The organism is Terribacillus halophilus (genome assembly GCF_900162685.1).
Classification (GTDB): domain Bacteria; phylum Bacillota; class Bacilli; order Bacillales; family Amphibacillaceae; genus Terribacillus; species Terribacillus halophilus_A.
On the sequence record NZ_LT727827.1, the window covers coordinates 189682 to 215157 of the forward strand.

The 25476-nt window shown below is 43.1% G+C and carries 24 protein-coding genes and 1 riboswitch; of the genes, 5 read left to right on the forward strand and 19 right to left on the reverse strand.

Annotation, left to right across the window (positions count from 1 at the left end; all coding sequences use genetic code 11):
- Positions 1-27 precede the first annotated feature (27 nt).
- Positions 28-1365, reverse strand: a complete 1338-nt coding sequence (locus tag B1K52_RS01890; RefSeq protein WP_077304774.1) for an NCS2 family permease — start codon at positions 1363-1365, stop codon at positions 28-30.
- A gap of 116 nt (positions 1366-1481) precedes the next feature.
- A riboswitch (purine riboswitch) is annotated at positions 1482-1583 on the reverse strand.
- A gap of 95 nt (positions 1584-1678) precedes the next feature.
- Positions 1679-3190, reverse strand: coding sequence for a UDP-N-acetylmuramoyl-L-alanyl-D-glutamate--2,6-diaminopimelate ligase (locus B1K52_RS01895; RefSeq protein WP_077304777.1), 1512 nt, complete (start codon positions 3188-3190; stop codon positions 1679-1681).
- A 179-nt stretch (positions 3191-3369) separates the two neighbouring features.
- Between B1K52_RS01895 and B1K52_RS01900 the strand changes: the two genes are divergently transcribed.
- On the forward strand, positions 3370-4419 hold the full coding sequence (locus B1K52_RS01900; protein ID WP_077304780.1) for an FUSC family protein: 1050 nt from the start codon (positions 3370-3372) through the stop codon (positions 4417-4419).
- 19 nt (positions 4420-4438) lie between these two features.
- Here the strand turns inward: B1K52_RS01900 and guaA are convergent, their stop codons facing one another.
- The 7 genes from guaA to B1K52_RS01935 form a co-directional block, all read right to left on the reverse strand.
- A complete protein-coding gene (guaA, locus tag B1K52_RS01905; protein ID WP_371747623.1) occupies positions 4439-5959 on the reverse strand; it encodes a glutamine-hydrolyzing GMP synthase in 1521 nt (506 codons plus the stop codon).
- A gap of 251 nt (positions 5960-6210) precedes the next feature.
- The gene (locus B1K52_RS01910) at positions 6211-8403 is read right to left on the reverse strand and encodes a transglutaminase TgpA family protein (protein WP_077304786.1); all 2193 of its coding nucleotides are present in this window, start codon (positions 8401-8403) and stop codon (positions 6211-6213) included.
- Positions 8396-9634 carry a DUF58 domain-containing protein gene (locus tag B1K52_RS01915; protein WP_077304789.1) on the reverse strand — a complete coding sequence of 413 codons (1239 nt, stop codon included), beginning with the start codon at positions 9632-9634 and terminating at the stop codon, positions 8396-8398. Before B1K52_RS01915 ends, B1K52_RS01910 begins: the two co-directional genes overlap by 8 nt.
- Positions 9624-10592 (reverse strand): AAA family ATPase, encoded by a 969-nt coding sequence (locus B1K52_RS01920; protein WP_077304792.1) that lies wholly within the window; start codon positions 10590-10592, stop codon positions 9624-9626. The genes B1K52_RS01915 and B1K52_RS01920 overlap by 11 nt, the downstream gene beginning before the upstream one ends.
- A 152-nt stretch (positions 10593-10744) precedes the next feature.
- On the reverse strand, positions 10745-11962 hold the full coding sequence (locus B1K52_RS01925) for a cation:proton antiporter (protein WP_077304795.1): 1218 nt from the start codon (positions 11960-11962) through the stop codon (positions 10745-10747).
- Positions 11963-11965: 3 nt separating this feature from the next.
- A complete protein-coding gene (locus tag B1K52_RS01930; protein ID WP_077304798.1) occupies positions 11966-12463 on the reverse strand; it encodes a cation:proton antiporter regulatory subunit in 498 nt (165 codons plus the stop codon).
- 11 nt (positions 12464-12474) lie between these two features.
- Positions 12475-12693 (reverse strand): AbrB/MazE/SpoVT family DNA-binding domain-containing protein, encoded by a 219-nt coding sequence (locus B1K52_RS01935; protein ID WP_077304801.1) that lies wholly within the window; start codon positions 12691-12693, stop codon positions 12475-12477.
- A gap of 252 nt (positions 12694-12945) precedes the next feature.
- Between B1K52_RS01935 and B1K52_RS01940 the strand changes: the two genes are divergently transcribed.
- A complete protein-coding gene (locus B1K52_RS01940) occupies positions 12946-13221 on the forward strand; it encodes a hypothetical protein (protein ID WP_077304804.1) in 276 nt (91 codons plus the stop codon).
- A gap of 34 nt (positions 13222-13255) precedes the next feature.
- Here B1K52_RS01940 and B1K52_RS01945 read toward each other — a convergent pair whose 3' ends face one another.
- From B1K52_RS01945 to B1K52_RS01955, 3 genes are all read right to left on the reverse strand, one after another.
- On the reverse strand, positions 13256-14347 hold the full coding sequence (locus B1K52_RS01945; protein WP_179106426.1) for an N-acetylmuramoyl-L-alanine amidase family protein: 1092 nt from the start codon (positions 14345-14347) through the stop codon (positions 13256-13258).
- Between the two features lie 214 nt (positions 14348-14561).
- The gene (locus B1K52_RS01950) at positions 14562-15374 is read right to left on the reverse strand and encodes an N-acetylmuramoyl-L-alanine amidase (RefSeq protein ID WP_077304810.1); all 813 of its coding nucleotides are present in this window, start codon (positions 15372-15374) and stop codon (positions 14562-14564) included.
- A 178-nt stretch (positions 15375-15552) separates the two neighbouring features.
- The gene (locus B1K52_RS01955; RefSeq protein ID WP_077304813.1) at positions 15553-16026 is read right to left on the reverse strand and encodes a VOC family protein; all 474 of its coding nucleotides are present in this window, start codon (positions 16024-16026) and stop codon (positions 15553-15555) included.
- A 129-nt stretch (positions 16027-16155) separates the two neighbouring features.
- Between B1K52_RS01955 and B1K52_RS01960 the strand changes: the two genes are divergently transcribed.
- Positions 16156-17898, forward strand: a complete 1743-nt coding sequence (locus B1K52_RS01960) for a methyl-accepting chemotaxis protein (RefSeq protein WP_179106427.1) — start codon at positions 16156-16158, stop codon at positions 17896-17898.
- A gap of 39 nt (positions 17899-17937) precedes the next feature.
- On the opposite strand, the gene B1K52_RS01965 is transcribed toward B1K52_RS01960, so the two are convergent.
- Complete coding sequence (locus B1K52_RS01965; protein WP_077304818.1) at positions 17938-18150, reverse strand: hypothetical protein; 213 nt, start codon at positions 18148-18150, stop codon at positions 17938-17940.
- A 226-nt stretch (positions 18151-18376) separates the two neighbouring features.
- Between B1K52_RS01965 and B1K52_RS01970 the strand changes: the two genes are divergently transcribed.
- The gene (locus tag B1K52_RS01970; protein ID WP_077304820.1) at positions 18377-18664 is read left to right on the forward strand and encodes a hypothetical protein; all 288 of its coding nucleotides are present in this window, start codon (positions 18377-18379) and stop codon (positions 18662-18664) included.
- Positions 18665-18692: 28 nt separating this feature from the next.
- Here the strand turns inward: B1K52_RS01970 and B1K52_RS01975 are convergent, their stop codons facing one another.
- Positions 18693-19190: a GNAT family N-acetyltransferase gene (locus B1K52_RS01975; protein ID WP_077304823.1), complete on the reverse strand. Its 498-nt coding sequence runs from the start codon at positions 19188-19190 to the stop codon at positions 18693-18695.
- A gap of 468 nt (positions 19191-19658) precedes the next feature.
- On the opposite strand from B1K52_RS01975, the gene B1K52_RS01980 reads away from it, so the two are divergent.
- On the forward strand, positions 19659-19877 hold the full coding sequence (locus B1K52_RS01980) for a YozQ family protein (RefSeq protein ID WP_077304826.1): 219 nt from the start codon (positions 19659-19661) through the stop codon (positions 19875-19877).
- A gap of 44 nt (positions 19878-19921) precedes the next feature.
- Here B1K52_RS01980 and B1K52_RS01985 read toward each other — a convergent pair whose 3' ends face one another.
- From B1K52_RS01985 to B1K52_RS02005, 5 genes are all read right to left on the reverse strand, one after another.
- Positions 19922-21412 carry a PH domain-containing protein gene (locus B1K52_RS01985; RefSeq protein ID WP_077304829.1) on the reverse strand — a complete coding sequence of 497 codons (1491 nt, stop codon included), beginning with the start codon at positions 21410-21412 and terminating at the stop codon, positions 19922-19924.
- On the reverse strand, positions 21412-21906 hold the full coding sequence (locus B1K52_RS01990) for a PH domain-containing protein (protein ID WP_077304832.1): 495 nt from the start codon (positions 21904-21906) through the stop codon (positions 21412-21414). Before B1K52_RS01990 ends, B1K52_RS01985 begins: the two co-directional genes overlap by 1 nt.
- Before the next feature lie 227 nt (positions 21907-22133).
- Positions 22134-23603: a DHA2 family efflux MFS transporter permease subunit gene (locus B1K52_RS01995; protein ID WP_077305841.1), complete on the reverse strand. Its 1470-nt coding sequence runs from the start codon at positions 23601-23603 to the stop codon at positions 22134-22136.
- Positions 23604-23782: 179 nt separating this feature from the next.
- Positions 23783-24406: a TetR/AcrR family transcriptional regulator gene (locus B1K52_RS02000; protein WP_077304835.1), complete on the reverse strand. Its 624-nt coding sequence runs from the start codon at positions 24404-24406 to the stop codon at positions 23783-23785.
- 152 nt (positions 24407-24558) lie between these two features.
- Positions 24559-25467, reverse strand: a complete 909-nt coding sequence (locus B1K52_RS02005) for an aldo/keto reductase (RefSeq protein ID WP_077304837.1) — start codon at positions 25465-25467, stop codon at positions 24559-24561.
- Between the last annotated feature and the right edge of the window lie 9 nt (positions 25468-25476).

A 25476-nucleotide genomic window follows, 5' to 3' on the forward strand; every position in this document is an offset into this window, starting at 1 on the left:
AGCCGCCCCAATTGGGACGGCTTTTATTTATGCCAAGTAAATGAAATACAGAATGAATATCACGAACAGGAACCACATGACCGGATGAACTTCTTTGACACGACCTTTGACAAGCAATGTTAGCGGGTAGAAGATAAATCCAATTGCAATACCAGTTGCGATACTTGCTGTCAGCGGCATCATAAGGATCGTGAAGAATGCTGGTACAGCAAACTCTATTTTATCCCATTCAATCTCTTTTAGAGAAGAACACATGAGCACCCCAACAACAATTAGAGCTGGTGCTGTTACTTCGTTCGTGATGACAGATAGCAGCGGGCTGAAGAACAATGCCAATAAGAAACAGATAGCTGTGACAACAGCTGTAAAGCCGCTTCTCCCTCCTGCACCTACGCCTGTCGTGGACTCTACATATGCCGTCGTATTCGATGTACCAATGATAGCACCAGCAACTGTTGCACCAGAATCGGCCAGCAACGCTTTCCCTGGATTCGGCAGCTTGCCATCTTTCATTAACCCTGCTTTAGTAGCTACTGCCACTAACGTACCAGCAGTATCAAAGAAATCAACAAACAAGAATGTCAGGATAACCGTCAGCATTTGGATGGTGAAAATATCACCAAAATGGTCGAATGCTGCACCGAATGTAGGCGCTAGACTAGGTACACTACCAACAACGTCATTAACTGCAGTTGGCGGAGCAATCAATCCAGCAATCATACCAGCAGCCGCTGTAATCAGCATCCCGATGAAGATTGCTGCACGTAATCCTTTTACCATTAAAAGAGCTGTTACAAAAACGCCAAAGATTGTTAACAGAACTGGACCGCTTGTAATATCGCCAAGCGCTACAACTGTATCCTCACTTGCAACTACTAAGTTCGCATTTTTCAAACCAATGAATGCGATAAAAAGACCAATACCGGCACCCATCGCTAATTTTAAATTCGGCGGAATTGCATTGATTAGCAATTCACGCAGTCCGGAAAGAGACAGAACCATGAAAATTACACCGGAAGCAAATACACCAGCCAATGCAGTTTCCCAAGGGATTTGATAAGTTAGGACAACTGTGAATGCGAAGAAAGCATTCAATCCCATACCTGGCGCCAGTGCAATCGGCAACTTAGCAAAAAGACCCATAATCAGTGTACCAATTGCGGAAGCAATCGCTGTTGCTGTAAAGATAGCACCTGGGTCCATACGGCCGGAACCAGGCAGCGCATTATCTGGAATGCCTTGCAAAGAAAGAACATTTGGATTAACGAACAAAATGTATGCCATCGCCAAAAATGTTGTTACGCCGGCAATGATCTCCGTCCGGTAAGAAGTGTTCAATTCGTCAAAGCGGAAAAAACGTTTCATAGCTTGTTACTCCTCCTGTTGCTTCGTTGGGGGGTCAGGATAAGCTTTCAAATAAAAAACACTTCTGCCCAAAGAGCAAGAAGCGTTTCTTATCTACACCACATCTGCGTATGTAACTCAGATCGAAATGTCAGCGTAGTCAGGTTAATGACGGTAACCTGGTAGAAACTCATGGGCCATATTCCCAAAATTATACGAAGACGAAAAATATAAGTATTATTACTATTTCACTATAAAAGCAACTTACTCGATTCGTCAATGTTTTTTCAGTAATTGGACCTAAATATAGTATTAGTAATCGTTTCCAAGTTATTCAGCTGATAGTCGATTGCATTTTTTTAGAAGTGGTGTTTGTAAAATATGCTTGAATAATAGCATGATCAGAATGCGGAATTGCTTCCCCTTTTACGAGCTGGGCACCGTTGATTTGTCCGCTTGTCAGCAGGACAATGTCACCTTCTCCGCTAAGATCAAGTGCAAGCCGCACTGCCTCTTTTCTTGTTTCTGCGGTAGATACAGGTTGCTTACTGGAAAAACCGTCACAAACTGCTTTAATAACATCTTTTGGATTATTATAGCCTGGATGATCAACAGATACGACAATCTCATCTGCTCTGCCTTCCACTGTCTGTGCCATTTTTGGCATTTTAGCAAAGTCTCGAATGCCGATTCCCATAATCATGACAATCAGACGTCGATGCGGAATTGCATTTACAGCAATAAGCAGTTGATCCAAAGCCACTGGTGTATGCGCGTAGTCGAGAATAATTTTTCTTTCGCCATACTCCTCGATCACTTCAAATCGTCCTTCAGGGCTTTCAATCGTCTCCGATGTCTCTACAATAGCTTCGATATCATATCCAAGCTGGATAGCTGTGCATATTGCAGACAGCAGGTTAGCGACATTGTATTGGCCGAAAATCGGCGCGTGCGCTGGGTAGACTTTTCCGCCTATCACCAGCTCGAAATGCGTTCCATGCGCATCTGTGTGAAGTTGCTGTGCAATTACATCTGCCTTACTTTCTGGATTCAAACTGTAGGTCATCAAGTCACCTGAATAGCTATTCAAGATATCTTGAGCCATCCCCTCATCGTCCAGATTTACAACTGCGCTTTTTGCCTGCTGGAACAGCTTTAATTTTGCACGTTTATAATTTTCAAATGTTTCATGAAACTCCAGATGTTCGGGTGACAGATTTGTATGAATTGCCACATCAAATGTCATGGCAGCTGTGCGCTTTTGATCGAGCGCAATGGAAGTTGCCTCCATCACAACAGCTTTTTCTCCATCAGTCTCAAGCTTTTGGAACAACGCATGCAAATCAGCTGATTCAGGCGTCGTTGGTGTACTTTTGAAGAAATCAATTTTTTCTTTTGATGTAATGATGCCGCAGGTTCCAATGGAAGTTGTCTTTAATTGGAGCTGATTCAGCAAAGAATGAACGTAAGCCGCGACTGTTGTCTTGCCATTTGTCCCCGTCACTCCAACTGTGGTGAGCTTTTCCCAAGCATTAGCAGACAGCAGTACCGCCATCTGGGCCATTGCCAGCCTGGCATCTTCTACAGCTAGGAATGTACGGTCTTCATGCTGAAGGTAGTGTGCCTTCAAAAGATCTTCATCGGTGCCGACAATCACAGAAGCGCCTTGAGCAAGCACATCCTCTATGTAGGCGTGTCCATCATGGTTGGTACCTTTCACACAAACAAACACATCATTGTTTGTGACCTGACGTGAATCAAAACGCACAAGATTGGCAATTGTATTAGACGCACCATAAATGCGCTTAAAGTGGACTTTATTTTGTTTCATCATGTTGATTATCATGGTTACCCCCCGTATTTCCGGTCCAAGTGTTTTCTTTGTTTACCCGAAATGCAGGACGCTTATACCACGTACACGAAAATCAAACAGCAAGTCCTATAAATTTACCAATTCCGCCCATTGCCATCCTTTCTGTACTTTGTTTTAATGTAAACATGTTAGATTAAAGGTGTTGACAGAAAGTGAAGAAACCTATTATCGGCAACCGCGTCATTAAGACGGGCATTGCCGTATTTTTTACTGCATTATTATGTGAGTTCGTACAAATAACACCGGCATTTGCAGTGGTTGCCGCGATTGTTACGATTGAACCGACCATTCATGCATCTATTCAAAAAGGATTAATTCGTTTACCTGCCAGTATGATCGGAGCAGCATTTGCCGTATTATCCATCTATCTATTCGGTGCTTCTCCGCTGACCTATACGGCAGCGGCTTTTTTGACGATTGTCGTCTGTTACAAGTTGAAGCTGCATGCTGGCTTAATTGTAGCGACCATAACTGCTGTTGCCATGATTGACGTAACCCATACTAGTCTATGGATAGACTTCTTAGCGCGGCTAGGAGGCAGTGTGATTGGAATTGTTATTTCGACTATCGTAAATATGGTGATACTGCCGCCTGACTATCTTAAAAAATCACGCCAGCAGCTGGAAGTGGTCATCAACCATACCAATCAGCTCCTAGACGATTTTATTGCTATCAGAATCAAACAAACAGAAGGCAGCCATCCTGCGCTTGTACTGACGAAATCCTTTCAAAAGCTGACAGAAGAGCGGCTGCGTCTGGAGCAATATATTCAGCAGCAGCAAAGTGAAATGCGCTATCATCTTCCTAACTCTGAAATCAAAGCGATTCTGGAAGAAGAATCTGCCGAAGCACGACAGCTGACACTCATTCACTATCATCTGTGGAACTTAATCCACGCTGGCCGAAGCGGCAAACAATTGCATTGGAATAAGGAGCAGCGTGATTACTACATTTTGGCCGCCGAAGCTGTACAGCAAAACCTACTTCGCTGGACAAGTACAGGTTGTGCAATAAACAATAAGCCATTTCAAGATTTGTTCCGGCTGTACTGGAGTATTGAAATACCAGAAAACCCAGAAGAAGCGTATTTTCCGATTGAAAGCATCTACTTGTATGAACTGTTATCGATTAACCAGCTGATTGAGGAACAGCAAAGCGGAAATACGCATTTACCACAAAAAAAGGCCGTGCTATCGGATTGATAGCACGGCCCTTTTTCTATTATTCCCACTCAATCGTTGCAGGTGGCTTACTTGTAATATCATACACAACGCGGTTTACGTGGTTCACTTCATTTACGAAGCGCACGGAGATACGCTCTAGTACATCCCAAGGAATACGAGCCCAGTCGGATGTCATGCCGTCGATGCTTGTTACCGCACGAATACCTAGTGTGTAGTCATACGTACGGGCATCGCCCATTACGCCGACACTCTTGAAGCCTGGAAGCACGGTGAAGTACTGCCAAATATCACGGTCTAGTCCTGCTTTCACGATTTCTTCTTGCAGGATAGCGTCTGATTCACGTACAATTTCAAGCTTCTCTTCCGTGATTTCGCCGATCACACGGATAGCCAGTCCTGGTCCAGGGAATGGCTGACGATGCACGATAGCATCTGGCAAGCCAAGTTCTGTTCCAAGTTCACGTACTTCATCTTTGAACAATGTTTTCAGCGGTTCAATCAATTCGAATTGCATATCTTCTGGCAGTCCGCCCACATTATGGTGGGATTTGATTGTCTGTGCTGTTTCTGTACCACTTTCAACGATATCTGTATAAAGGGTACCTTGTGCTAGGAAGTCCATGTTCTCTAGCTTAGACGCTTCATCATCAAATACGTAGATGAATTCATTACCAATGATTTTACGTTTTTGTTCCGGATCAGAAACACCTTCAAGCTTGCTCAAGAAACGCTCTTGTGCAGGCACAGCAATCAGGTTTATTTTAAATTCATCGCGGAATGTTTTCTCGACCATTGCACCTTCGTTTTTACGCAGCAAACCGTGATCAACAAAAATACATGTTAGCTGATCGCCGATTGCTTTGTGAATCAAGGCAGCTACAACAGAAGAATCCACGCCGCCGCTCAATGCACATAGTACATTACGATCGCCAACTTGCTGACGGATTTTTTCTGTTTCCATTTCGATGAAGTTCTCCATCGTCCATTCTGCTTTCGCATGACAAACGTCAAATACGAACTGCTTCAGCATATGGTTGCCGTATTCGGAATGGCGTACTTCTGGGTGGTACTGCACACCGTAAAGATTGCGCTCTTTGTTGCTAATCGCTGCAACTGGGGTGGACGGGCTTGTCGCATCAACGCTGAAACCAGGTGCTGGATCAAGCACTTTATCGCCGTGGCTCATCCACACAAGCTGTGTTTCGGGTGAATCTTTAAAAATAACAGATGGATTCGTCAACGTGATCTCTGCACGGCCATATTCCCGGCTGTCTGCGCGCTGTACATTTCCGCCGAAATGCTGCGTCATTAGCTGCATGCCGTAGCAGATACCCAATACTGGGATACCTAGCTCAAAGATTTCTTCGTCACAACGGAAACTATTCTCATCGTAAACGCTGTGCGGTCCGCCGGAAAGGATGATACCTTTCGGGTTCATTTTGCGAATTTCATCTGCTGTGAGTCTGTGGGAATGCAATTCACTGTACACGCCGAACTCCCGGATTCTCCGTGTGATTAATTGATTGTACTGGCTGCCAAAGTCCAGTACTAATATCATATCTGTATCGATATCCAAGTCTGTCCACTCCTTCATAGTTCGTTCTCTAGATATAAGCAGGTCGGGTGCAAGCACCACATTTTACCTTTATCACGTTGTGAAAAAACAGAAGCTGAATCCGCGCCATCTAGTAAGGCGGAATCCAGCAAAGGTAACGCTGTCGGCTCAAGCCTTCACCAACATCAACAGCTGAGCTGCACTTGTCTGAAGGTGCTTATTGCCTCTTATTCTATCAATGAGCCTAAATGGGGTCAAGATGCCGCTTGTTTAATTAAATTTTCCCACAATTCAACAGCATTTTCCCACAAAGGTTCGCTATTTTCGTTTCGATAGAGAATTCGCTCATACGCGGTTGTTAATTCAGACATTCGCGTGTTGCCGTACGCTTTATCAATTGTCTGCGCGTATTCTCGCAATGTTTGTCCGGCTTGCCGCTTATAGCCTTTATGAGCCAGCAGACGTAACAAGTAGTCATATGCTTTTTCGTATGTTTCCTCCGAACGTTCTTTTCCATACTTGCGAATGTAATAAGCTGTCAGCCATTTGTAGCGGGTTACGTACAGAAGCAATGCCACGGCCACAAGTACGATAATTGGAATAATCCAATATAGCGGAGAAATAGCTGTGCTTGTTTCTGCTTGCACTGTTTCATTTTCTGCTTCTTCCGCTTGCGGCTCCTCCTGTTGTTGTGCAGCTGCTTCCTCTTCCTGCTCCGGTTCTGGCGTTTCTGCTTCTGGTGTTTCAGGAGCTGCATCGTCTTCGCTCGTGAATTCTGCCGGATTGCTAAAGCCTTGTGTCGGCTCGAACGGAACCCAGCCAGTCTCCGGAAAATACACTTCTACCCAAGAATGTGCATTGGCGTTTGTCACAACATAGGAGTCCATATTATCTGGAGTAGAAACATTCGGATTAGAACCCGGCTGTCCTTCGGTAAATCCTTTCACCCACCGAGCAGGAATATCTGCCGCCCGCAGCAGCACAACCATCGCAGACGAAAAGTTATCACAATATCCAATTTTCGACTCAAATAAAAATTGGTCCACATAATCCTGGTCTTCTTCTGGTACCGGCACGTCTTGTGTTCGGTATTGGAATCCGTTTTGATTAAAGTACTGCTCGACCGCTTTTGCTTTATCGTACCGAGTAGCTTCAGAGCCTGTTATCTCCGCTGCCAGCTCTCTAACCCGATCTGGCAATGTTTCAGGCAGCTGTGTATAGCGGTTATGTGTATTTTGATCTTCAATACCAGGATCTCGCTGCAAATCCTCGATATTATATTGCGGCTCGTTAAAAGCAATCGTATACGGTTCATTCGGGTATTGTGATCGATTAAATGTTTCTACTACACCAAAATCTGAATCCACAGCTGCCGAAACAGGATCGCTGAAAAATGTTTGCGCACCGTAAGGATACAGAAGTCGATCTAATACCTCATTTACATTTGGATATACAATGGCTTCCCGAGGCTCTGTCACTATATTTTCTTGGTAAAGGTCTAAATTCAGTAACTCTCCGCTTTGGAAGCTCTGCGGCTGAACTTGTCTCGAGCGTTCCCAGCCTTTACCCGTGTAAACATCTTTACTGTCTGCTCGCCAATAACCGCTAGCTTCGGTCGCTGCCCAAAAAGCCACGGAATTATCTTGGACAAATGGTCCGCCAAGCTGGGAATCGTCTTCGCCAAAGCCAACTTTTCGAACGCCTCCGCTGCCTGCCTCTTCGTTTTCCGTTCCCGACATCTTCTGAATGAAAGGCACGGGATCTGCCCATTGTGGCGGCAGCTTGGGGGCAGCATAACCAACTGCTGCTGACAAAACGAGCAAAGTTAGCAAAGGACCGCTCCAGAGCAGCAATCGCTTTGGAAGCTGCTGCTTTTCACCAGTTTGGTAAATCCTTATAAAAGCAGCAATCCCCATCGCAAAGAAGCTGAGCACAAAAACTCGGACAATTGGGCCGCTGCCATCGTATGGCGTAAACGTATCCAGTACAGCAATATAAACAAATGTCATGATAATAAAAAAGAAGATTCGATTGGCTATGATAAACCAATAATACAAAAGGTAACTCATCAGCCATAAAAGAATTAGAAACAGTAACGTTCGGAAAAATGGTGTCAGTAACGTGAACTCTCCTGTAAACAGCAGCTGCAGATTGGTTTGGATTTCATCCTGGAAAAGCGCCACCCAGCTTCCGGATAACAAGTTCTCTTCTGCTAAGATAACTTGCAGGACGGCTGCAGTAAGTACAAGCTTTAACAGGAAGCTAAGCCACCAGCGCAGTTTCAGCGCGGATAGCAGGAAACACACCGCTGTAAACAGCACAAACATTGGCAAATTGCCTGTATCACTAATCTCTTCCAGCGGACGAAGCCACTCCCAAAATAAAAGAAATCCACATAAATAGACGAGGTAGCGAAGGCCTTGCATTTGCTTGTCTTTTCTAGGCATTCTGCCGCACCTCCGATCTGTGGGCGGTTTCTTGCATTGGGTATATCTCTACTTCATGTCCAAGCTGACGAATGCCGCGAATTAAGTTGCTATCTGCTTCAGCTAGACGGCAAATGTACAACACAACAAGCAAATAGCCGCTTTGTCTTAGTGCACGCAATACCGGAAAATCACGTATATCCAACTCTGTTGTCACATAATAAACAGTAGAACCTTTTGGCTGTTTCGTGAGCTCTGCAGCAAGTGATTGTATCCGAGTAGGTTCTTGTTCATAACGAACCGTGGTCAAATGCTGCTGGACACGTTGCAGTTGTGCACTGCCCATTGTTGCCGGCAGCCATTTGACTTCTCTGCCGATACTTAAGAAACCAACTTGTTCATTGCGGCGCTTTAGCTGCTGATAAACAGAATAGACGATCACAATGCTGTATTCAAAAAGATCCTCCGACTGCGTTGCTGTTCTTCGATCCAAAGCCACGAGTACATCCGCACTTTTCTCTTGTTCAAATTCCTTGGTCATCATATCTTGTTTGCGCGCCGATGCTTTCCAGTCGATCCAGCTGAAACGGTCGCCTGGCGTATATTCACGGATGCCGGAAACGACATTGGTTTGTTTCGAACGAGGAGCGAAAGCGGCAGCAGCTCCCTCCTCGTACACACTTGGCGGGTTGCCGAGCATAATCTCCTTTGGCGTAGGATACACATGCAGCTGTTGCGGCAAGTCAAATATTGCCTCTTTTATAATTAGCTGAAATGGATCACCTGTACGTATACGCACGCGATACAAATGATGCTCACCGCGCGGAAGCTTGTCCAGTACATATCCAACTTGCAGTTGTTTACGGAACCCCGGGAAAAGGATATGCTGTTTCACTTGACGCGATTGCGCTGGGAGCATCGTCCCATCCGTTTTTGTTATTTTTAAGAGCGACTTGTCAAACAAATCTTCTACTTGTACATATGAAAGCGGAAAAGGAAAACGCCGACGCAAAGAAAGCTCTACTTTTACTTCACCGCCGCTTTTCACATAAGTCTTAGAAAGCGAACGATCGACATCCCAGCTTCCAATTGGGTAGAAAAGCAAGATGAGCACGTAAAGCAGAATCGGCATGTAGGCATAAAACAGGAACCAGCTGACAAATCCGCCTTGAAACATACTATAAGAAAACAGGATGCCCGCAAGCAGGATTAGGCTTCCTAACTTCATAGCAAAGCGCAATCTACCTTTCATGTACAGATTCCTTCTCCACCGGTACCTCCACTGCTTCTAACAAACGCTGTATCAGTTTCTCCGATGTCAGCCCATCAAAACGCGCTTCCGAACGAAGCAGAACACGGTGACCAATCACGTAAGGTGCCAGCGTTTGCACATCATCTGGAATAACGTAGTCGCGATAATGGATATACGCATAAGCTTTCGCCGCCCGAACCAATGCAATAGAGCCGCGCGGACTAAGGCCAAGATATACATCTGGATGTTTGCGTGATGCTTGAGCCAAATTCACGATATACTGCTGTATTTGCTGGTCCATGTATACATTTGTTACATCCTTTTGCATTTGCAGAAGCTCATTCTTCGTCATAACAGGCTCTACTCGCGTAATCGGATGATTCGCGCCAACAGATGCAAGCATACGAAGTTCCTCGGCCGCATTCGGATAACCCATCTGAATCTTCAGCAGAAAGCGGTCCAGCTGTGCTTCTGGCAGCGGATAAGTTCCTTCATAATCAACTGGGTTTTGCGTTGCCATAACAAAAAATGGATCCGCAAGCGGCAATGCATTGCCCTCCACTGTAATGTTCTTTTCTTCCATCGCCTCCAGCAAGGAGGACTGCGTTTTCGGAGATGTACGATTGATTTCATCTGCTAAGACAATGTTGCCCAAAATGGGTCCTGGACGGAATTCAAATTCAAGCGTCTTTGGATTATAAATAGAAACACCTGTTACATCAGACGGCAATAAATCAGGTGTAAATTGAATACGTTTAAAGTCACAATCAACAGAGCGTGCAAGAGAACGCACAAGCATCGTTTTACCGACTCCAGGCACATCTTCGAGCAATACATGACCGCCAGCCAGTAAAGCCGTCAAACTTAGGATAATCGGTTCTTCTTTTCCGATAATTACTTTATTAATATTCTCTATTATCCGCGTAACAGCAGGATGATAGGTTGATAGCTTCGTCATAACAGCATTCCTTTCCAAGTTAAATTCGACAGAAAATTTTGGACAAGTGTTCCTTTCATGTTACCTGCCATATGAAGCATCGGCAAGCTATATACATGTAAAATTACTACAAGAATGTAAAGAAGGCACACAACTGTGTGCCTTCAAAAGATTTATGATTCACGAACTCTCTTCGGCTTGATCTCCTGCCATTTGAATAGCTTGTTCAAGAAGAGAAAGATCCATTTTGATTCCTTCGTTAGTAAAGGACCAAGAATAGCAAGGATTAGTACATATAAAGCTGAGAACGGCTGCAGCACACCCATCAATCCGCCGGCCATACCTAAGTTCGCCATAATGATGGAGAATTCACCTCGAGAAACGATGGTTAAACCAATATTTGTGGATGCTTTATGCGATAAGCCGGCGCGGCGTCCTGCAATCATGCCAGCGGCAAAGTTTCCGATAATGGTAATAACGACTGCACCTAGCGCAAGCCATACCGCATCACCAAGTGTGGTTGGGTCAATACTCAAACCAAAGCTAAAGAAGAAAATGGCCCCAAAGAAATCTCGGAACGGCACTACCAGATGCTCAATCCGTTCTCCTTGATCTGTTTCCGAGAATACTAGTCCGAGTAAGAGGGCACCGATTGCTTCGGCAACATGAATTGTTTCCGAGAAGCCGGCGATAAAAAATAGAGAAGCAAAAACAACAATAATAAATACCTCATTAGAGGATATACGCAGAAGTTTGCTTAATAGAGGCGCCGCCTTTCGTGCGATTACAAAAAACAGCAGCATATAACCAAGTGCGATTAAGATGGATAGAATCGTTCCGCCCAAGGAGTTGGAGTCTCCTAAAATCAGGCCTGATACAGTGGATAAATAAACAGCGAGGAAGATATCTTCAAACATAATGATACCTAAGATCAGCTCCGTCTCAGCATTACCAGTACGCCGCAGGTCGACAAGCACTTTGGCTACGATGGCGCTGGAACTAATCGTGATGATACCTGCGATGATTAAGGTCTCTTTGATCGGAAACCCGAGCAGGAACGGATAAAGAAAGCCTAATGCAAAGTTTATTCCGATGTAAATACTGCCGCCAACGACAATCGATTTACCAGATTTAATTAACTTTCCAATCGAGAATTCGAGGCCTAAGTAGAATAAGAGAAACAGAACACCAATCCGTCCGAGAAATGCAATAATATCTTCACTGTGGACAAACTGGAGATTGATAATGCCAAGATTAGGTGCATGCGGTCCGACCAGCATCCCGATTATAATGAGAAACGGAATAATGGAGAAGTTTAACTTGTTGGCTAAAATGGCTGCGATTGCGACTAAAACAAGCGCAGTTCCTACTTCAAAAACTAAATGATCCATCGCTTATCCCCTTTCCTTTAAAAATAGCTCATTGTTGGCGCGTTTCAAATCTGCTCGCTCACCAGAGATTACGAGTGTGTCTCCACTCTTGAATACAGAATCAACACCAGGATTAAGCTGCTTGGAGTGATCTTTCCGGATAATACCGATAATATTAATATTGTAATTTTGGCGGATGCCAATTTCCCCGATTGTCTTCCCGATAATTGGCGCGCTCGGTCCAAGCTTATACCACTCAATTACCAGGTCATCAAATGCAACCTCAATCGTTTCCACCGCTTTCGGCTTATATGTCATCCCGCCGATTATTGAAGCAAGCTGTCTTGCTTCCGAATCTGTGAACGTCACACCGGAAATGCTTTCTTCCCAATCATCATCATCATAGTGGTATACTTCTCTGCGGCCGTCATCATGAATAACCACCACCACTTTATCGTCATTATCCGTCATAAGCTCAAACTTCTTGCCAATACCCGGTAAATCTGATTCGCGAACATTCATACACGTACCTCCTATTTTAGTGATTTAGCTTTCTGGACGACTTCCTTGAACTTGCTGTCGCTTAGAATTTCCTGCAAGTCATGAATAGAATCAAGATCAGCTTTTGCCATAAATACAATCCCGCATTCCTCCACAAATGCTACGTGCTCCCCTTCCTCGACGTCCAGCACTTCCCGAATATGTTTCGGCACTGTAATTTGCCCTTTTGAACTAAGCTTTGCTAATTCCACGATTTCGCCCTTCTTTCAAATATTCCTTACATTCTTTACTTTCCTTACAATTAAAGTTTACTAAATACTTTGTCACCTTACAAGTCAATCGCTTCCATTTCTGTGACTTTTCTGCTCAGCTATTCAATTTTCTGACACATCTTTAGGCTTCCATTGCCTTTTCACTAGTCACATGGCAGCTTATCCAGTATACTATTTATAGGAACAAACGTTCTTGTTTTTTCATTACACAACAGGGGGAATGGCTGCAAGATGCAATTTCGATACGCATATACTGCAGGGAAAGAAGCAGTTGTCCGGCATGAGCTGGAGCGGAGTATTTCCAATTATGTGCAGGAGATTATCCCAGATGCACATCGACTCTATTCAAAGAGGACTTCTTCTTCCAATAAAGGTCAGATTCGACAGGATTGGCGTAATGTCATCAACAAAGAAGGCCAAGAAATAAATCAAATCTACATTGAAATGTATAAGGAACAAGCTGATGATTCTTCCTATTACGTCGCTGATGTAGATTTAACAAAATAAAAACGATGCGGACATTCCGCATCGTTTTCTATAATTACTTATAATAGCTCTCGAGCCCTTTCACAATTCCAGTTGCCGCTTTTTGCTGGTAGCTGTCTGTTAGTAGATTAGCAGCTTCAGCCGAATTCGTTATATAACCAATTTCAGCTAAAATTGCTGGTGCTTGTGTGTTTCGCAGCACACTGAAATCAGCTGCTTGCGTTCCGCGATCAGCGGAACCAAGTTGTGATGTTAAGTTCTCCTGTACAGTAGAGGCAAGCTGTACACTTGTATCACCATCCGGGTAATAATACACTTCTGTTCCATTCACATATTCCTCGGATGTTGCATTTAAATGCAGGCTGACGAACATGGAAGCATGCGCCGCATTCGACATAGCTGCCCGGGTTTCCAATTCAACGAATGTATCGTCATCTCGTGTCATAATGACATTTGCCCCGAGATTCTCCAGTTGCGCCTGTGTTTTTAATGCAATAGATAGAACAGCAGATTTCTCATAAAAATAATCTCCAATTGCTCCGCTGTCTTTTCCACCGTGACCTGCATCAATCACAATTGTTTTTCCTTTCAGCGGTGATAAGCTGTAACTCGCTTCATTCTCACTGGTTGTAATATAATCCATACTCACATAACCTGTATTACCGTTATGCTCAATTTGTGCCCAATTATCTTGAATAGAGACTATAGAGACTGCTTCTCCATTGTATAAGCTTTCTGTAACAGCAGCAGACATATTTGGTGCTGACCTAACATTCAGCGACGTAGCAACTTGAACATATCCTTCGGTTGCAGTATCAGACGGAACCGCTGTTTGCTGTACATTCGGAGCTGCCGACGCGGTTTCTTGAACACCGCTGACAAATACCATACTTATGTATCCTTCTTGCCCATAATAGTCAATTTTACCCCAATCGTGCTTGATTTCCTCGATTTCAACTGCTTGTCCACCTTGAAGTTTGCCAATTACTTCTGCATTATTCGAAGGTTCAGCGCGTACATTCAGAGACGTCGATACATCGATTGTTCCACTAGCCGCATAGCTCTTTGCTGGTAAAAATGCTACAGATGCAATGAGTGCAATAATAACGACCAAGCATGAGCGACGGTACAGATGTTTGTCCAGCATACGTTTCTCCCTTCCACATTGTAGAATTTTGTAGTTTGCCATTATTATAGATGAATATCTTGCCATTGAATAGTCTAATAGTCTTACCAATTAATTGACAGTAGATGTCGAATTCAAAATTTCTTATTATTCCAGTCTTTCTTGAACAAGTTTTCTAGCCAAAAAAGCAGCAAATTACGAGATTTGCTGCTTTTTATCTACGGGATTTTACTTATTAATCCATATAGTCACGTACACCTTGCACAAGTCCGGCTGCGGCTTTTTCCTGATATGCAGCAGATGCGAGTTTTTGTGCTTCTGGCGCATTTGTCAAAAAGCCTATTTCAGCCAATACAGCTGGCATGCTTGTGTTACGGAGCACATTGAAGTCAGCGTTTTTGACACCGCGATTATGTGATCCAAGCTGATTTAGTAATCCATTCTGTACAGCAGCAGCTAAAGCATGGCCGCTTGAAGAATTCGGATAATAGAATACCTCTGTTCCACTTGCCGCAGTTGCTAAAGCTGCATTCGCATGGATACTGACAAAAGCATCTGCTCCGGCTGCGTTTGCTTTCCTAGCTCTTTCTTCTAACTCAATAAAGGAGTCGTTAGACCTCGTCATTACTACTTCTGCGCCTTTCGCCTGGAGTTTGGCCTGCGTTTTCTGTGCAATTGGCAGAACGACTTGCTTCTCTAACACACCATTTGCGATAGCGCCGCTGTCTTTCCCGCCATGACCTGCATCAATCGCGATTACTTTTCCTGCTAATTCACTCGTCCCAATATGTATGTAATTCATGCTCACATAACCTGTCTCTCCCTTATAGGAAATGCTCCCCCAATTGTCGGCAACTTCCTGCAATTCGACAACGTCACCTGGAGATAAGCTGCCTATGATATCTGATGAGGCGGATGGCGCTTGCCGTACATTCAATGTGGTGTCCACATCCACCGTACCGCTTTGAGCAAATCCTGTTGCCGGGTACAGTACGATGGCTGTGAAAATGATGCATATTCCAATCAAAAGCTGTCTATTTCTGATCATACATGCCCTCCTATACTGACAAAGAATCGAATGTTGTCATAATTATAGAAGACATGCCGAACAGCAGGTAGACCTATTCGCAGAAAAGGTCCGGAGGCTCTAGGTGATAGACTAGTTTTTCCAGACGCCTCTCGCAATTCCTAACCTTCTGCCCATTACGAATCAGCCACACGCTGCATTATCGATTCGCAAAGATCTGTTCGGTACTATGAGAATACACTTCAATAATATTTCCGAATGGGTCTTGGCAGTAGACGAGATAGTATTTACTGTCTTCATTTAACGGCCAAAATTGACTGATAATTTTCCCGCCGGTCTTTTCAACTTTCTTCGCCAAACGATGGACATCTCCGTCCTCCGCTACTACACAAAGATGAAACATACCTGGATCCCATGGATTTCTTTCGGTCTTTCCAATTGTTTTAGGTTCAATAAATTCAAACAATTCAATACCGACTTGATTCGCTGCACTCATGTGGACATTGCGAATATGTTTTACTTGATCACCTTGCAAGTCTTGGGTCATATCCCCTGCTTCGGGTTTTATATCAAATGGACCTGCGATGATTCGAAATCCGAGCGCCTCCTTATAAAAATTAATCGCTGCATTTAAATCCGATACCGTCAAACCGATGTGTGTAATTGCTGCCATACCCTATTCCCCTCCCAATATTTAGCTGTTTCTTACAAAAAAATTATATCCTATACCTATTTCACTTCACAATTGGTTTTAAACTCCGATTATATAGGTGAACAGTTCTACGTTCAAAGGGGGATGACCATGAAAAAAAGACATGGCTTAGCAGGAAAGTTAATGATTGTTGTTGCATTGGTTACGATTATTTGCGGGACGGCTGTTGGTACAATCAGCTACTTAACAGCTAAAAATCAGCTTATTGAAGCTGGAAAAATGGACTTGCAGCATTTGGCCAACAGTGCCACTAGCGTACTAGCGCTGCTCAATGAACAAGTGGAAAACGGTGAAATTACGGAAGAAGAAGCACAAGAGAAAGCTCGTGTTATCTTGAATGGTCCTATCGAGGCCGGTGAATATAATTTATCGCAATCAAACTTTAATTATAAAAATGGTGCCGGTTACATCCTGGCTTATGATAATCAAGCGAATATGGTGCTTCATCCCAGAGAAGAGATTAACTCAGCTCCAGCAGATGATAGTACAAAGCAAAACCGGGAAGATATGATTGCATTAGCACAATCAGAAGATGATGCTGACAGTTTCTTTATCTACGATGATACCGATGAACAGACAGGTGATGTTCGGGAAAAAATGGCTTACGTGAACTATTTCGAGCCATGGAATTGGACAGTGGGCATCACGGTTTATACCGATTTATTCTACGAAAGCCTAAAAACGGTAAAATGGATCATTGTTGCTGTTACTGCCGGTATGACGATTCTCAGTCTTGTTTTATTTTACTTCATTATGCGTCCAAAACTGGTACAGCTTAAGTCAGTTACGGATGCAGCCACCCAGCTCGCTGCCGGTGATTTCCGCGAACAGCAGCTGAAAGAATCAAAAGATGAAATTGGCGTGTTGAGCCATGCATTCACAAAAATGGCAGGAGAGCTGCGCCTCTTGGTACAAAGTATTATTCAATCCAGCGACAAAGTATCAGACGCAGCCTCCGAGCTGTCTGCAGTGAGTGAAGAAACTTCTGCCAGCAGTGAACAAGTTGGTGTAGCAGTAGATGATATTGCCAACGGAGCAAGTTCCCAAGCAGCTGATTTGGAAACGACAGCGCACCATTTGAGCGGATTCAATAATTCCATTCGAACGATGACCGCTCAAAGTGATGCAATCGCCCAAGCTGCACTTCAAACAAGTGATGCGACGTCGAAAGGCAGCACGATGATGCTTGATTTACAATCAGCAAACGATGCGTCTATGCAAAAAGTGGAAGCCATTTCTGATGGTATGAGAGAACTAGATAAGAATCTGCAGCAGATCGTTAAAATTACAGATGTTATTGAAAATATTACCGAAGAGACAAACTTACTTGCATTGAATGCAAGCATTGAAGCAGCGCGTGCTGGAGAACACGGGAAGGGCTTTGCTGTGGTTGCGAGTGAAGTTCGAAAACTTGCAGATCAATCCAATGCTGCCACAAAAGAAATTCAGCAAATGATATCTTCTATCACGAAAGAAGCAGCGGAGAACGTTGCCCTAATTGAATCAAATAAACAGCAAGCAGAACAACTGAATCGTTCCGTCGTTTCCACGGCGGCTGAATTTGCAGCCATTGAAGCTGCAGCAGAAGCAACGAAGAATGCAGGCAATAAGCTGATCGACGAAATCAAGCAAGTAACGTCGCAGACGAATGGCATTACAGACAGCATCCAAAATGCATCTAGTGTTTCCGAAGAAACGGCTGCCAGCGTCGAAGAAATCGCTGCATCTATTGCAGATCAAATTCAAGCAGTCGCCAATATCGCCACATCAGCTGAGGAGCTGACACATATTAGCAGACAGTTGAATGAATCTATCGCTGTTTTCAAACTATAAAAAAAGACCCGAAGCTGAGGAGCTTCGGGTCTCTTTAAATCAGGTACAGCCTTCACATTCGTAATAATGTTTGCTCGCATCCAATGTGCGAAGCAAGCTGCCGATTTCGACTTCTTCTGGTTCTACGAATTCCAAATCTGCCACACGTTCCTGGATGGACTGGCGAGCTTCTTCTTCAGATTCAGCTACGTAGCTGAATTCGCTCTTTTCGCCAGTTGGCAGAATCTTGTACTCGAATAAGTATCTTTGCATATTACCGGCCTCCGTAACACAATATCTAGTGTACGTACACTATACACCATCCCATATATGCAGGTCAATTGTAAAAATTCCATTCTGCTATATTGCTAGTTTTCTTAATAATCTGTTACCCCAGCAATCCGTTTCATTAAACCGTTTTCTTTAGAGAAGGAATTTTAATTTCAAGTTTAATATGTTGGGACAACCAAGCATACGTTATATAAAGGAGGTAGGGACGTTGGAATTTCCTATGATTATGACGAACTTCTGGGATGCTGTGCTTGGTGTTCCCATCGTTCTCATATTTACTCAAATTGTAAAGCATTTGCTTCCGCTTCCCGGTAAGTATACACCTACAATTGCCTTACTGAGCGGCTTACTGTTGTCTTTTCTTTTTACTCATCCTCACAACTTGATAGCTGCAATCTTTATGGGATACTTTTATGGTTATGCCGCCATTGGCAGCTATGCCGCGCTTCGAACTGCTTTCCGCTCCTACCGGAAAGACAAGCATGATTATCGCTGACATGCTGAACGCCAATTTTGGCGTTCTTTTATATACCGTAAACATGCTTGAGTATGTTTTGTTTCACTTGGTCAAAGTTCTTTGCGTCAAGAGCCTGCGGATAGCTCATCAGCTGCAAAGGCACAGCCTCTCCTCCCTGACGCAGAGCTGGCTGCTCATAAGAAAAATCGTTTAGATGAAAACCTAGCTGTTTATAAAAGCGCACACGCCGGGCTGCGTCTATCGAATCAGCAGGAGGTTCTACTTCCAGTATAATGCGCTGCTTCGTTCCAGCTATTACTTCGCGCATAATTTGACTGCCAAGTCCTTGTCCCCGGTAATATTCATCCACTGCGATGTGTTCAATGAAAGATAGCTCAGCCAGCGTATACATCGCATAAAATGCTGCCAAGCTGCCGTTTTTTACATATGTATGGATATGGTAATCTCCTCTTTCCAGAAGCGCCAATTGATCCTCATAATTTCTATATTCTACTTGTGGGAATGAACGCTGCATTAAGTTGTAAACGGAATGAAAGTCCTGCATTAGAATACTTCCTTTTTCTTATTAGTATACATGAAAAAAGCGCCAGCTTCTGCTGACGCTTTTCTGCTCTGTTAGGACACCGCTTCCGATATCCCCTTCGCAACTGCAATAAGAGTAACCCATAACGGAATACTTAAGCCTGTACCATATAATAACCCTACGAAAAAATTATTGTCATTCTTTTTCATGTCACGTCCACTCCTTCTATTGTGAGGATGTAGAATAGCTTCTTGCTTAAATACATTTTAATATGAAAGCGTTTACAATGCAATGAATTTCACTTGCTAAATTTCTTCAATATCCGCCCTCTTATTTATATTTTTCCCAATACGGTTTTGTTATAAACACTTCCATTAATAAACAGGAGTTTTGCTGTATATTACAGGGAATTTCTTCAAGAGAAAGAGTGTGGCATATTCTGTGCACATTTTTGAGAAACTAAGGCTTAATTGGAAGGAGGAATACAAAATGGCAAAATCAAAAAAGCGAGCGCAAGAGAATGCAAATAAAGTTGCAGAGAAGCAATATGATTCTTCAGACTATGGAGCAACTAGCGAGATTGATCAAGGAACAGCAGTTACACACGAACAAGTGACGGACACGTACACAGAAGGTACAATTGACGGGAACATTGATAATGTGACAAAGAATGGTTCTCTAAGAAACAAACAAGGAAAAGATATCTAAAGTAACAAAAAGGACAGCCCCTTGTGAGCTGTCCTTTTCAATGCCTATTGCTTACGAACATCCTCTGTTCGCTGATGAAACCATGCATAGAAACGTGCCGCTTCTATTGCAGGAATATCTTTAATCTTATTATGCAAAACGGGCTTTGCACGATTAATAGATGTAATGGTAGCTAATCCGAGCCAGCGCTGCAATGGATTTTGCATTCTGGCAATCTCAATCATTTTATTTCGCTTTGTAACAAACATCGTTGTCGTAAACGCACCTGATTTTATTTGAAAGAAATTCTCACTAATCAAATATCGGGTATGCTTGAAATCTAAATAACGATACAGCTCGATAAAACAGAACAGTACAATGGCTACAATCCACCATGTAATTTCAACCCCCGTTACTTCCGGCCGCCAGAAAAACAGCGTGATGGTGACAATCAGCCAAATGATGCTCGGCTGCAGCATGCGGTAAACAAGAACTTTCGGCTCTAATTTATCCATGTTTCGTTTTACTTCGTATTCTGGAAGTATTTCTGCGAGTAACGTGTATGCCCGCTCTAAAGGGAAATAAGGATACAAGGAGTTAATCTCTTCTGTATCATCACTTAAATCCAATGCACCTGTAGTAATCAGCTTTATTTTAGCCAAGCCGAGAAGACGATGTAAAAGCGGTTGGGCTATTTCAATTCCCTGCACGCGATTCTTGCGAATGGAAAACGATGATTCATCCAGGAGCCCAGTCCGTATGTAGATGTTGTTATCGTCTGTTGCTAGTTCGTAGTTGCCATATTTCTGCAGTATTCGCCACATCCCAATCAGCATGGACAGTACAATCAGAATGAGAAGTCCGATTCCCGAAATCCACCACACCTTTAATAAAGGTAAATACTGACGAACATCATTCCAATCAAAGAAAATGTCTGCCTTTAATAGAAAGGATACAAGCAACGGAGGTATAATTAGGAAGCTTAACGATGTAAAGGAAGCCTTGATCAGCTCTTTTTTGGTTGGTTTGAAATGGATGAATCGGTCCTTTCCCTTAGGCTGCGGTGCTTCGGCCGTAATTTCATCCAATACCTCTTCTATTTCAGCTGCCTCCTGAGTCGGCACAGATTCCTGTCTTGTCAGCTGCTCCAGCCGATCTGCCTCTTCTTTTCTAAGCACTTGGAATTCAACTGCTTGCTCCTGCGATCCTGTCTCAAACTTAATCGCAGACAAACCTAACAAACGATGCAGCAATTTTTTATGTTTTGTTACATTCTGGATTTTCTCATATGGTACTGTGCGACTAGATTTCGTAAAGATTCCGCTGTATAAGTGAAAGGCATCGTCATCTGTAGCATATTTCTCAAAAAACCATTTCAAGACATCATGAAAAATGGATAACAGTATAATAGCCAACACGATATAACCAGCATATTTTCCCCACCAATTATCAGCACTATTAAAAACTGTGACAATGACAAGCGGAACAATCCAAGCCTTTATCGCCTTCGCAATTCCAAACAACAAAATAGCCGGATGATAACGTTTTGTCTCCATCAGTCATCCTCTTCCTTCGCTTTAGCATACGCTGCAATTTCATCTCGCAGTGCATATGCTTCCTTTTCTGGCATCCCTGGAATACTATAGTCGCCGGCCATTGTCTCCATTTCGACTTTCCGGAGTTTATATTTCCTTAGTAACGGGCCTTGCTTCGTTTCGACCGATTGAATCTTTGTCACAGGAATAAGCTGATCCTTTTGGAACCAGGCACCCTGTCGCAGCTGCACATATTCTTCATCTATGTCGTAGCGCCAATTACGATGATCAATAACGGTTGTGAAATAGCCGATAACACTAAACAGCACAAAGACAATGAACAGAATAAGCAGCACGATCCCTATCCAGGCCGGCCACTTAAACAGAAAATCCAAAACAAATAATCCCGCAAAAATGAGCAGAATAATCGCTTCAAAAATAATGTCACCTATGATTCCGACCCGCAATGATTCTTTGGGCAGTTTATATCTCGGTTCTTTTACTTGTGTTTCCATATGCTCCCCCACTTTATCTTTATTTCTAGTTATATACGGTTACTAGTCTAAATAGTTTCAAAAGTTGTACTACTCTAATAGTACAGTTTACAGAGCAAGCAGACAATCGCTCCATTGTTAAAAAGAAGTAAATAAGGATTATCATGGATATAAGAGTGCGTTACGATCATTGAAATTTTAGGAATAAAAAAAAAGAATGGACCCGGCAAAAGCCGAATCCATTCTTTTTAGTTTGCAGGTTTAACCTGACTCATGTCTGTCTTCTCTATTTTCGCAACAGCTTCGCTGCTTGTATCTACTCGTTTAACAAACAGTGCAAGCACTAATGCCAAGATGTTGATACCAAGTGCAACATAGAAGGAAGCATGAATACCAGCAAGCAATGCTTTTTGTGTCATTAAAGCAGTTGCTGTCTCTGTCAGCGTTGCTGGATCTACGCCAGCCATCAAGTTTGTCGCTTCATCTTTTGTTACAGAGTTCATAATCGTAACGAGGACGGCAGTACCAATAGAACCAGATACTTGCTGTGCTGTGTTATTCACTGCTGTACCATGCGGGTTCAAAGCGGTCGGCAATTGGTTCAGACCATTTGTCATAATTGGCATCATAACCATAGACATACCGAACATACGCAATGTATATACAACAATAATATAAGCATAACTGGAATCCAGCTGCAGATGCGCTAGCATATAAGTGGATACAGCCGTAATCGTCAAGCCGATAGCTGCCAGGATACGCGGTCCGAATTTATCAAAAAGCCGACCGGTTATTGGCATCATTATACCCATAATAATCGCACCAGGAAGCATCATTAAACCGGAATCTAACGGCGAAATGCCGCGTACATTCTGTACGTATGCCGGTGTCAGAATCATACCGGAGAACATCGCCACGGCATTTACAATCGAAATGACAGAACCTAGTGCAAACATCGGATGTTTATATACACGAAGATCTAGCAAAGGTTTTTCGATTCGCAATTGGCGTAAAACAAAAATAACGAGTGCAATCGCTCCTGCAATCAAAGTTGTCAACACAACTGGATCAGTCCAGCCGTCAGAGCTGGCAGAACTAAAGCCGTAAAGCAAGCCGCCAAAACCGATGGAAGACAAAACAATTGATAAATAATCAAGAGTTGCTTCTTTATTTTGCGGCATCACGTTTTTTAGTTTCCAAACTGCCAGCAATACACTAATTACTGCCAATGGAAGAATCATCTCAAACAATACACGCCAGTCATAATATTCCACGATATAACCGGACAATGTCGGTCCGATAGCTGGTGCTGTAATCATAACCAGACCAAAAATACCCATTGCCGCGCCACGTTTTTCACGCGGGAAACTGACAAGCATAATATTCATAAGCAGTGGACCCATAACAGAGGAGCCTGCCGCCTGAATCATACGACCAGTTAGCAATAAGCCGAAGTTAGGTGCAAAGGCTGCTAAAGCTGTACCTACTGTGAAGATAGCCATAGCCGTAATGAATAACATACGGTTGGAAAAACGTGTTACTAAAAATGCTGAAGCAGGAATCAAGACCCCACTAACTAGCATATAACCAGTTGCCAGCCATTGGACGGTCGAGTAATCTTTGATATCCAAGTCCACCATGATGGAAGGCAATGCGACGTTTAGCAAAGAGTTATTTAAGAACGAAACAAACGCTCCGACAAATAAGATAGCCAACATTAAGTATGGCACTTTTCTTGGTTGTGATATTTCTGAATTCAACTTTCTATCTCCCTTTATATAATTTTAATGTTGTAAAGACGGCCGTTTACAAAGGCTAGCGTTAATTCCTTGTTTTTGCAGTGTCTCAACTACTTTCTTCATTAATTTGTCGCTCTTCTTGATTACCTTGTTATACATTACATATCCTCTTTTCTTTGCAGACCTCTTTTTATCAGATCAATCTGCGTCGTATAATTCGTAATCGCCTCTTCTTCCGTCAAGTCATGAACAAATACCTGAACGAGATTATGAAACGTAATAGCACCGACAATCTTAATGATATGCAATAATTCCTGCTTATCTTCTATATTCAAATAGGAAGTATCCACTAATTCCAACGTCTGAGATCGCTCATTTTTCAAGCTTTCTTTGTACATGCTGTTCGCCATCGTATTTTCTTTGCGATAGTTCATGTTACGAAAAGCATGATTTAACAGCTCCCCGTGTTCGGGATCATGGCGCAATGAAATCATATGACGGAACGCTTCCTCCAAGGTCTCTAGAAGGTTACCGTTCTTCTCCTTCAGAATAGCTGTAATTCGTTTATTATTTTCTTGAGACAGCTGGTTCAACAGATGATAATAAAGATCTTCCTTATCCTCAAAATATTGATAAAAGCTGCCTCGCGGTATACCTGCATCTTTTATAATGTTCGCAATGGAGGCTTCATGGAGAGGTACACGTGAAAATTCTTTCTTAGCTGATTGAATCAATGTCTCCTGTTTATCCTTTGGTAAATGAAGAAACGTCTGTTTTGGCATATTTTCTTCTCCCTTGCTCACTTATGACACCGTGTCACATTGATGATAGATTTATTATAATATGACACGGTGTCATAAGTCAACACCCTTAGCTGAGCTAACTCAAAAACGGATTACCTAATCATTAGGCAATCCGTTTTTCGTATTTACTATTAAGGTAAATTATTGCCTGCTGCCCGGTAAAGACCGTACCACTCTTCCCGGCTCAGCTTCACACTCTGTGCCTCGCTAATGGAGCGGATTCTATCTGGATTCATTGATCCAATTACAGCTTGAATCCCTGCAGGGTGCCGCAATATCCAAGCAATAGCAATTGCTGATTTACTGACGTTGTGCGTTTCCGCAACTTCCTGCAATGCTTTGTTGACGTCCGGATAAGCCGGATTGTCGATAAAGACGCCTTCAATCATGCCAAATTGGAATGGCGACCAAGCTTGCACTGTCATCCCGTTCAGCTGACTGTAAGGCAGTACACCAGCGTCTCGCACCACTGATTCTCGATTTTGCATATTAAGATTCAAGCTGGCATCAAGCAACGGTGTATGCATCAAACTGAATTGCAGCTGATTAATAATAAGATCTTCTTTTACATACTGCTTTAACAGATCAATTTGATATGGCTGATGATTGCTGACACCAAAATGCCTTACCTTTCCGCTTTCCTTCAGCTGGTGAAAAGCTTCCGCCACTTCTTCTGGTTCCATTAAGCTATCCGGCCGATGCAACAAAAGTACGTCAAGATAGTCTGTCTGCAGCCTTTCCAGTATTCCATCGACACTAGATAGAATATGCTGCTTCGAAAAATCAAAAAAACCATTTCGAATGCCGCATTTCGATTGAAGAATAATATCCTCACGCTTCACCACGCTTTCTTTAAGAGCTGCAGCAAATACTTCCTCTGATGTCCCTGCGCCGTATATATCCGCGTGATCAAATAAGGTGATGCCAGCCTCTTTACTAGTTTCAATTACTCGTAAAGCCTCCAGTTTATTTAAATCATTCATTCGCATACACCCGAGTGCAATAGGAGCTGTATTTAGTCCACTAGTTCCTAATTTCATTGTGATGCC

Bases quoted from the DNA above. Each gene is read 5' to 3' on its own strand.
- B1K52_RS01950 (WP_077304810.1), bottom strand. From the start codon at position 15,374: ATGATCAGAAATAGACAGCTTTTGATTGGAATATGCATCATTTTCACA.
- B1K52_RS01990 (WP_077304832.1), bottom strand. From the start codon at position 21,906: ATGGAAACACAAGTAAAAGAACCGAGATATAAACTGCCCAAAGAATCA.
- B1K52_RS01930 (WP_077304798.1), bottom strand. From the start codon at position 12,463: ATGAATGTTCGCGAATCAGATTTACCGGGTATTGGCAAGAAGTTTGAG.
- B1K52_RS01920 (WP_077304792.1), bottom strand. From the start codon at position 10,592: ATGACGAAGCTATCAACCTATCATCCTGCTGTTACGCGGATAATAGAG.
- B1K52_RS01925 (WP_077304795.1), bottom strand. From the start codon at position 11,962: ATGGATCATTTAGTTTTTGAAGTAGGAACTGCGCTTGTTTTAGTCGCA.
- B1K52_RS01960 (WP_179106427.1), top strand. From the start codon at position 16,156: ATGAAAAAAAGACATGGCTTAGCAGGAAAGTTAATGATTGTTGTTGCA.
- B1K52_RS01995 (WP_077305841.1), bottom strand. From the start codon at position 23,603: ATGTTGGCTATCTTATTTGTCGGAGCGTTTGTTTCGTTCTTAAATAAC.
- B1K52_RS01910 (WP_077304786.1), bottom strand. From the start codon at position 8,403: ATGCCTAGAAAAGACAAGCAAATGCAAGGCCTTCGCTACCTCGTCTAT.
- B1K52_RS01965 (WP_077304818.1), bottom strand. From the start codon at position 18,150: ATGCAAAGATACTTATTCGAGTACAAGATTCTGCCAACTGGCGAAAAG.
- B1K52_RS01940 (WP_077304804.1), top strand. From the start codon at position 12,946: ATGCAATTTCGATACGCATATACTGCAGGGAAAGAAGCAGTTGTCCGG.
- B1K52_RS01915 (WP_077304789.1), bottom strand. From the start codon at position 9,634: ATGAAAGGTAGATTGCGCTTTGCTATGAAGTTAGGAAGCCTAATCCTG.
- B1K52_RS01895 (WP_077304777.1), bottom strand. From the start codon at position 3,190: ATGATAATCAACATGATGAAACAAAATAAAGTCCACTTTAAGCGCATT.
- B1K52_RS01890 (WP_077304774.1), bottom strand. From the start codon at position 1,365: ATGAAACGTTTTTTCCGCTTTGACGAATTGAACACTTCTTACCGGACG.
- B1K52_RS01985 (WP_077304829.1), bottom strand. From the start codon at position 21,412: ATGGAGACAAAACGTTATCATCCGGCTATTTTGTTGTTTGGAATTGCG.
- guaA (WP_371747623.1), bottom strand. From the start codon at position 5,959: ATGATATTAGTACTGGACTTTGGCAGCCAGTACAATCAATTAATCACA.
- B1K52_RS01955 (WP_077304813.1), bottom strand. From the start codon at position 16,026: ATGGCAGCAATTACACACATCGGTTTGACGGTATCGGATTTAAATGCA.
- B1K52_RS02005 (WP_077304837.1), bottom strand. From the start codon at position 25,467: ATGAAATTAGGAACTAGTGGACTAAATACAGCTCCTATTGCACTCGGG.
- B1K52_RS01945 (WP_179106426.1), bottom strand. From the start codon at position 14,347: ATGCTGGACAAACATCTGTACCGTCGCTCATGCTTGGTCGTTATTATT.
- B1K52_RS01980 (WP_077304826.1), top strand. From the start codon at position 19,659: ATGGCAAAATCAAAAAAGCGAGCGCAAGAGAATGCAAATAAAGTTGCA.
- B1K52_RS02000 (WP_077304835.1), bottom strand. From the start codon at position 24,406: ATGCCAAAACAGACGTTTCTTCATTTACCAAAGGATAAACAGGAGACA.
- B1K52_RS01975 (WP_077304823.1), bottom strand. From the start codon at position 19,190: ATGCAGGACTTTCATTCCGTTTACAACTTAATGCAGCGTTCATTCCCA.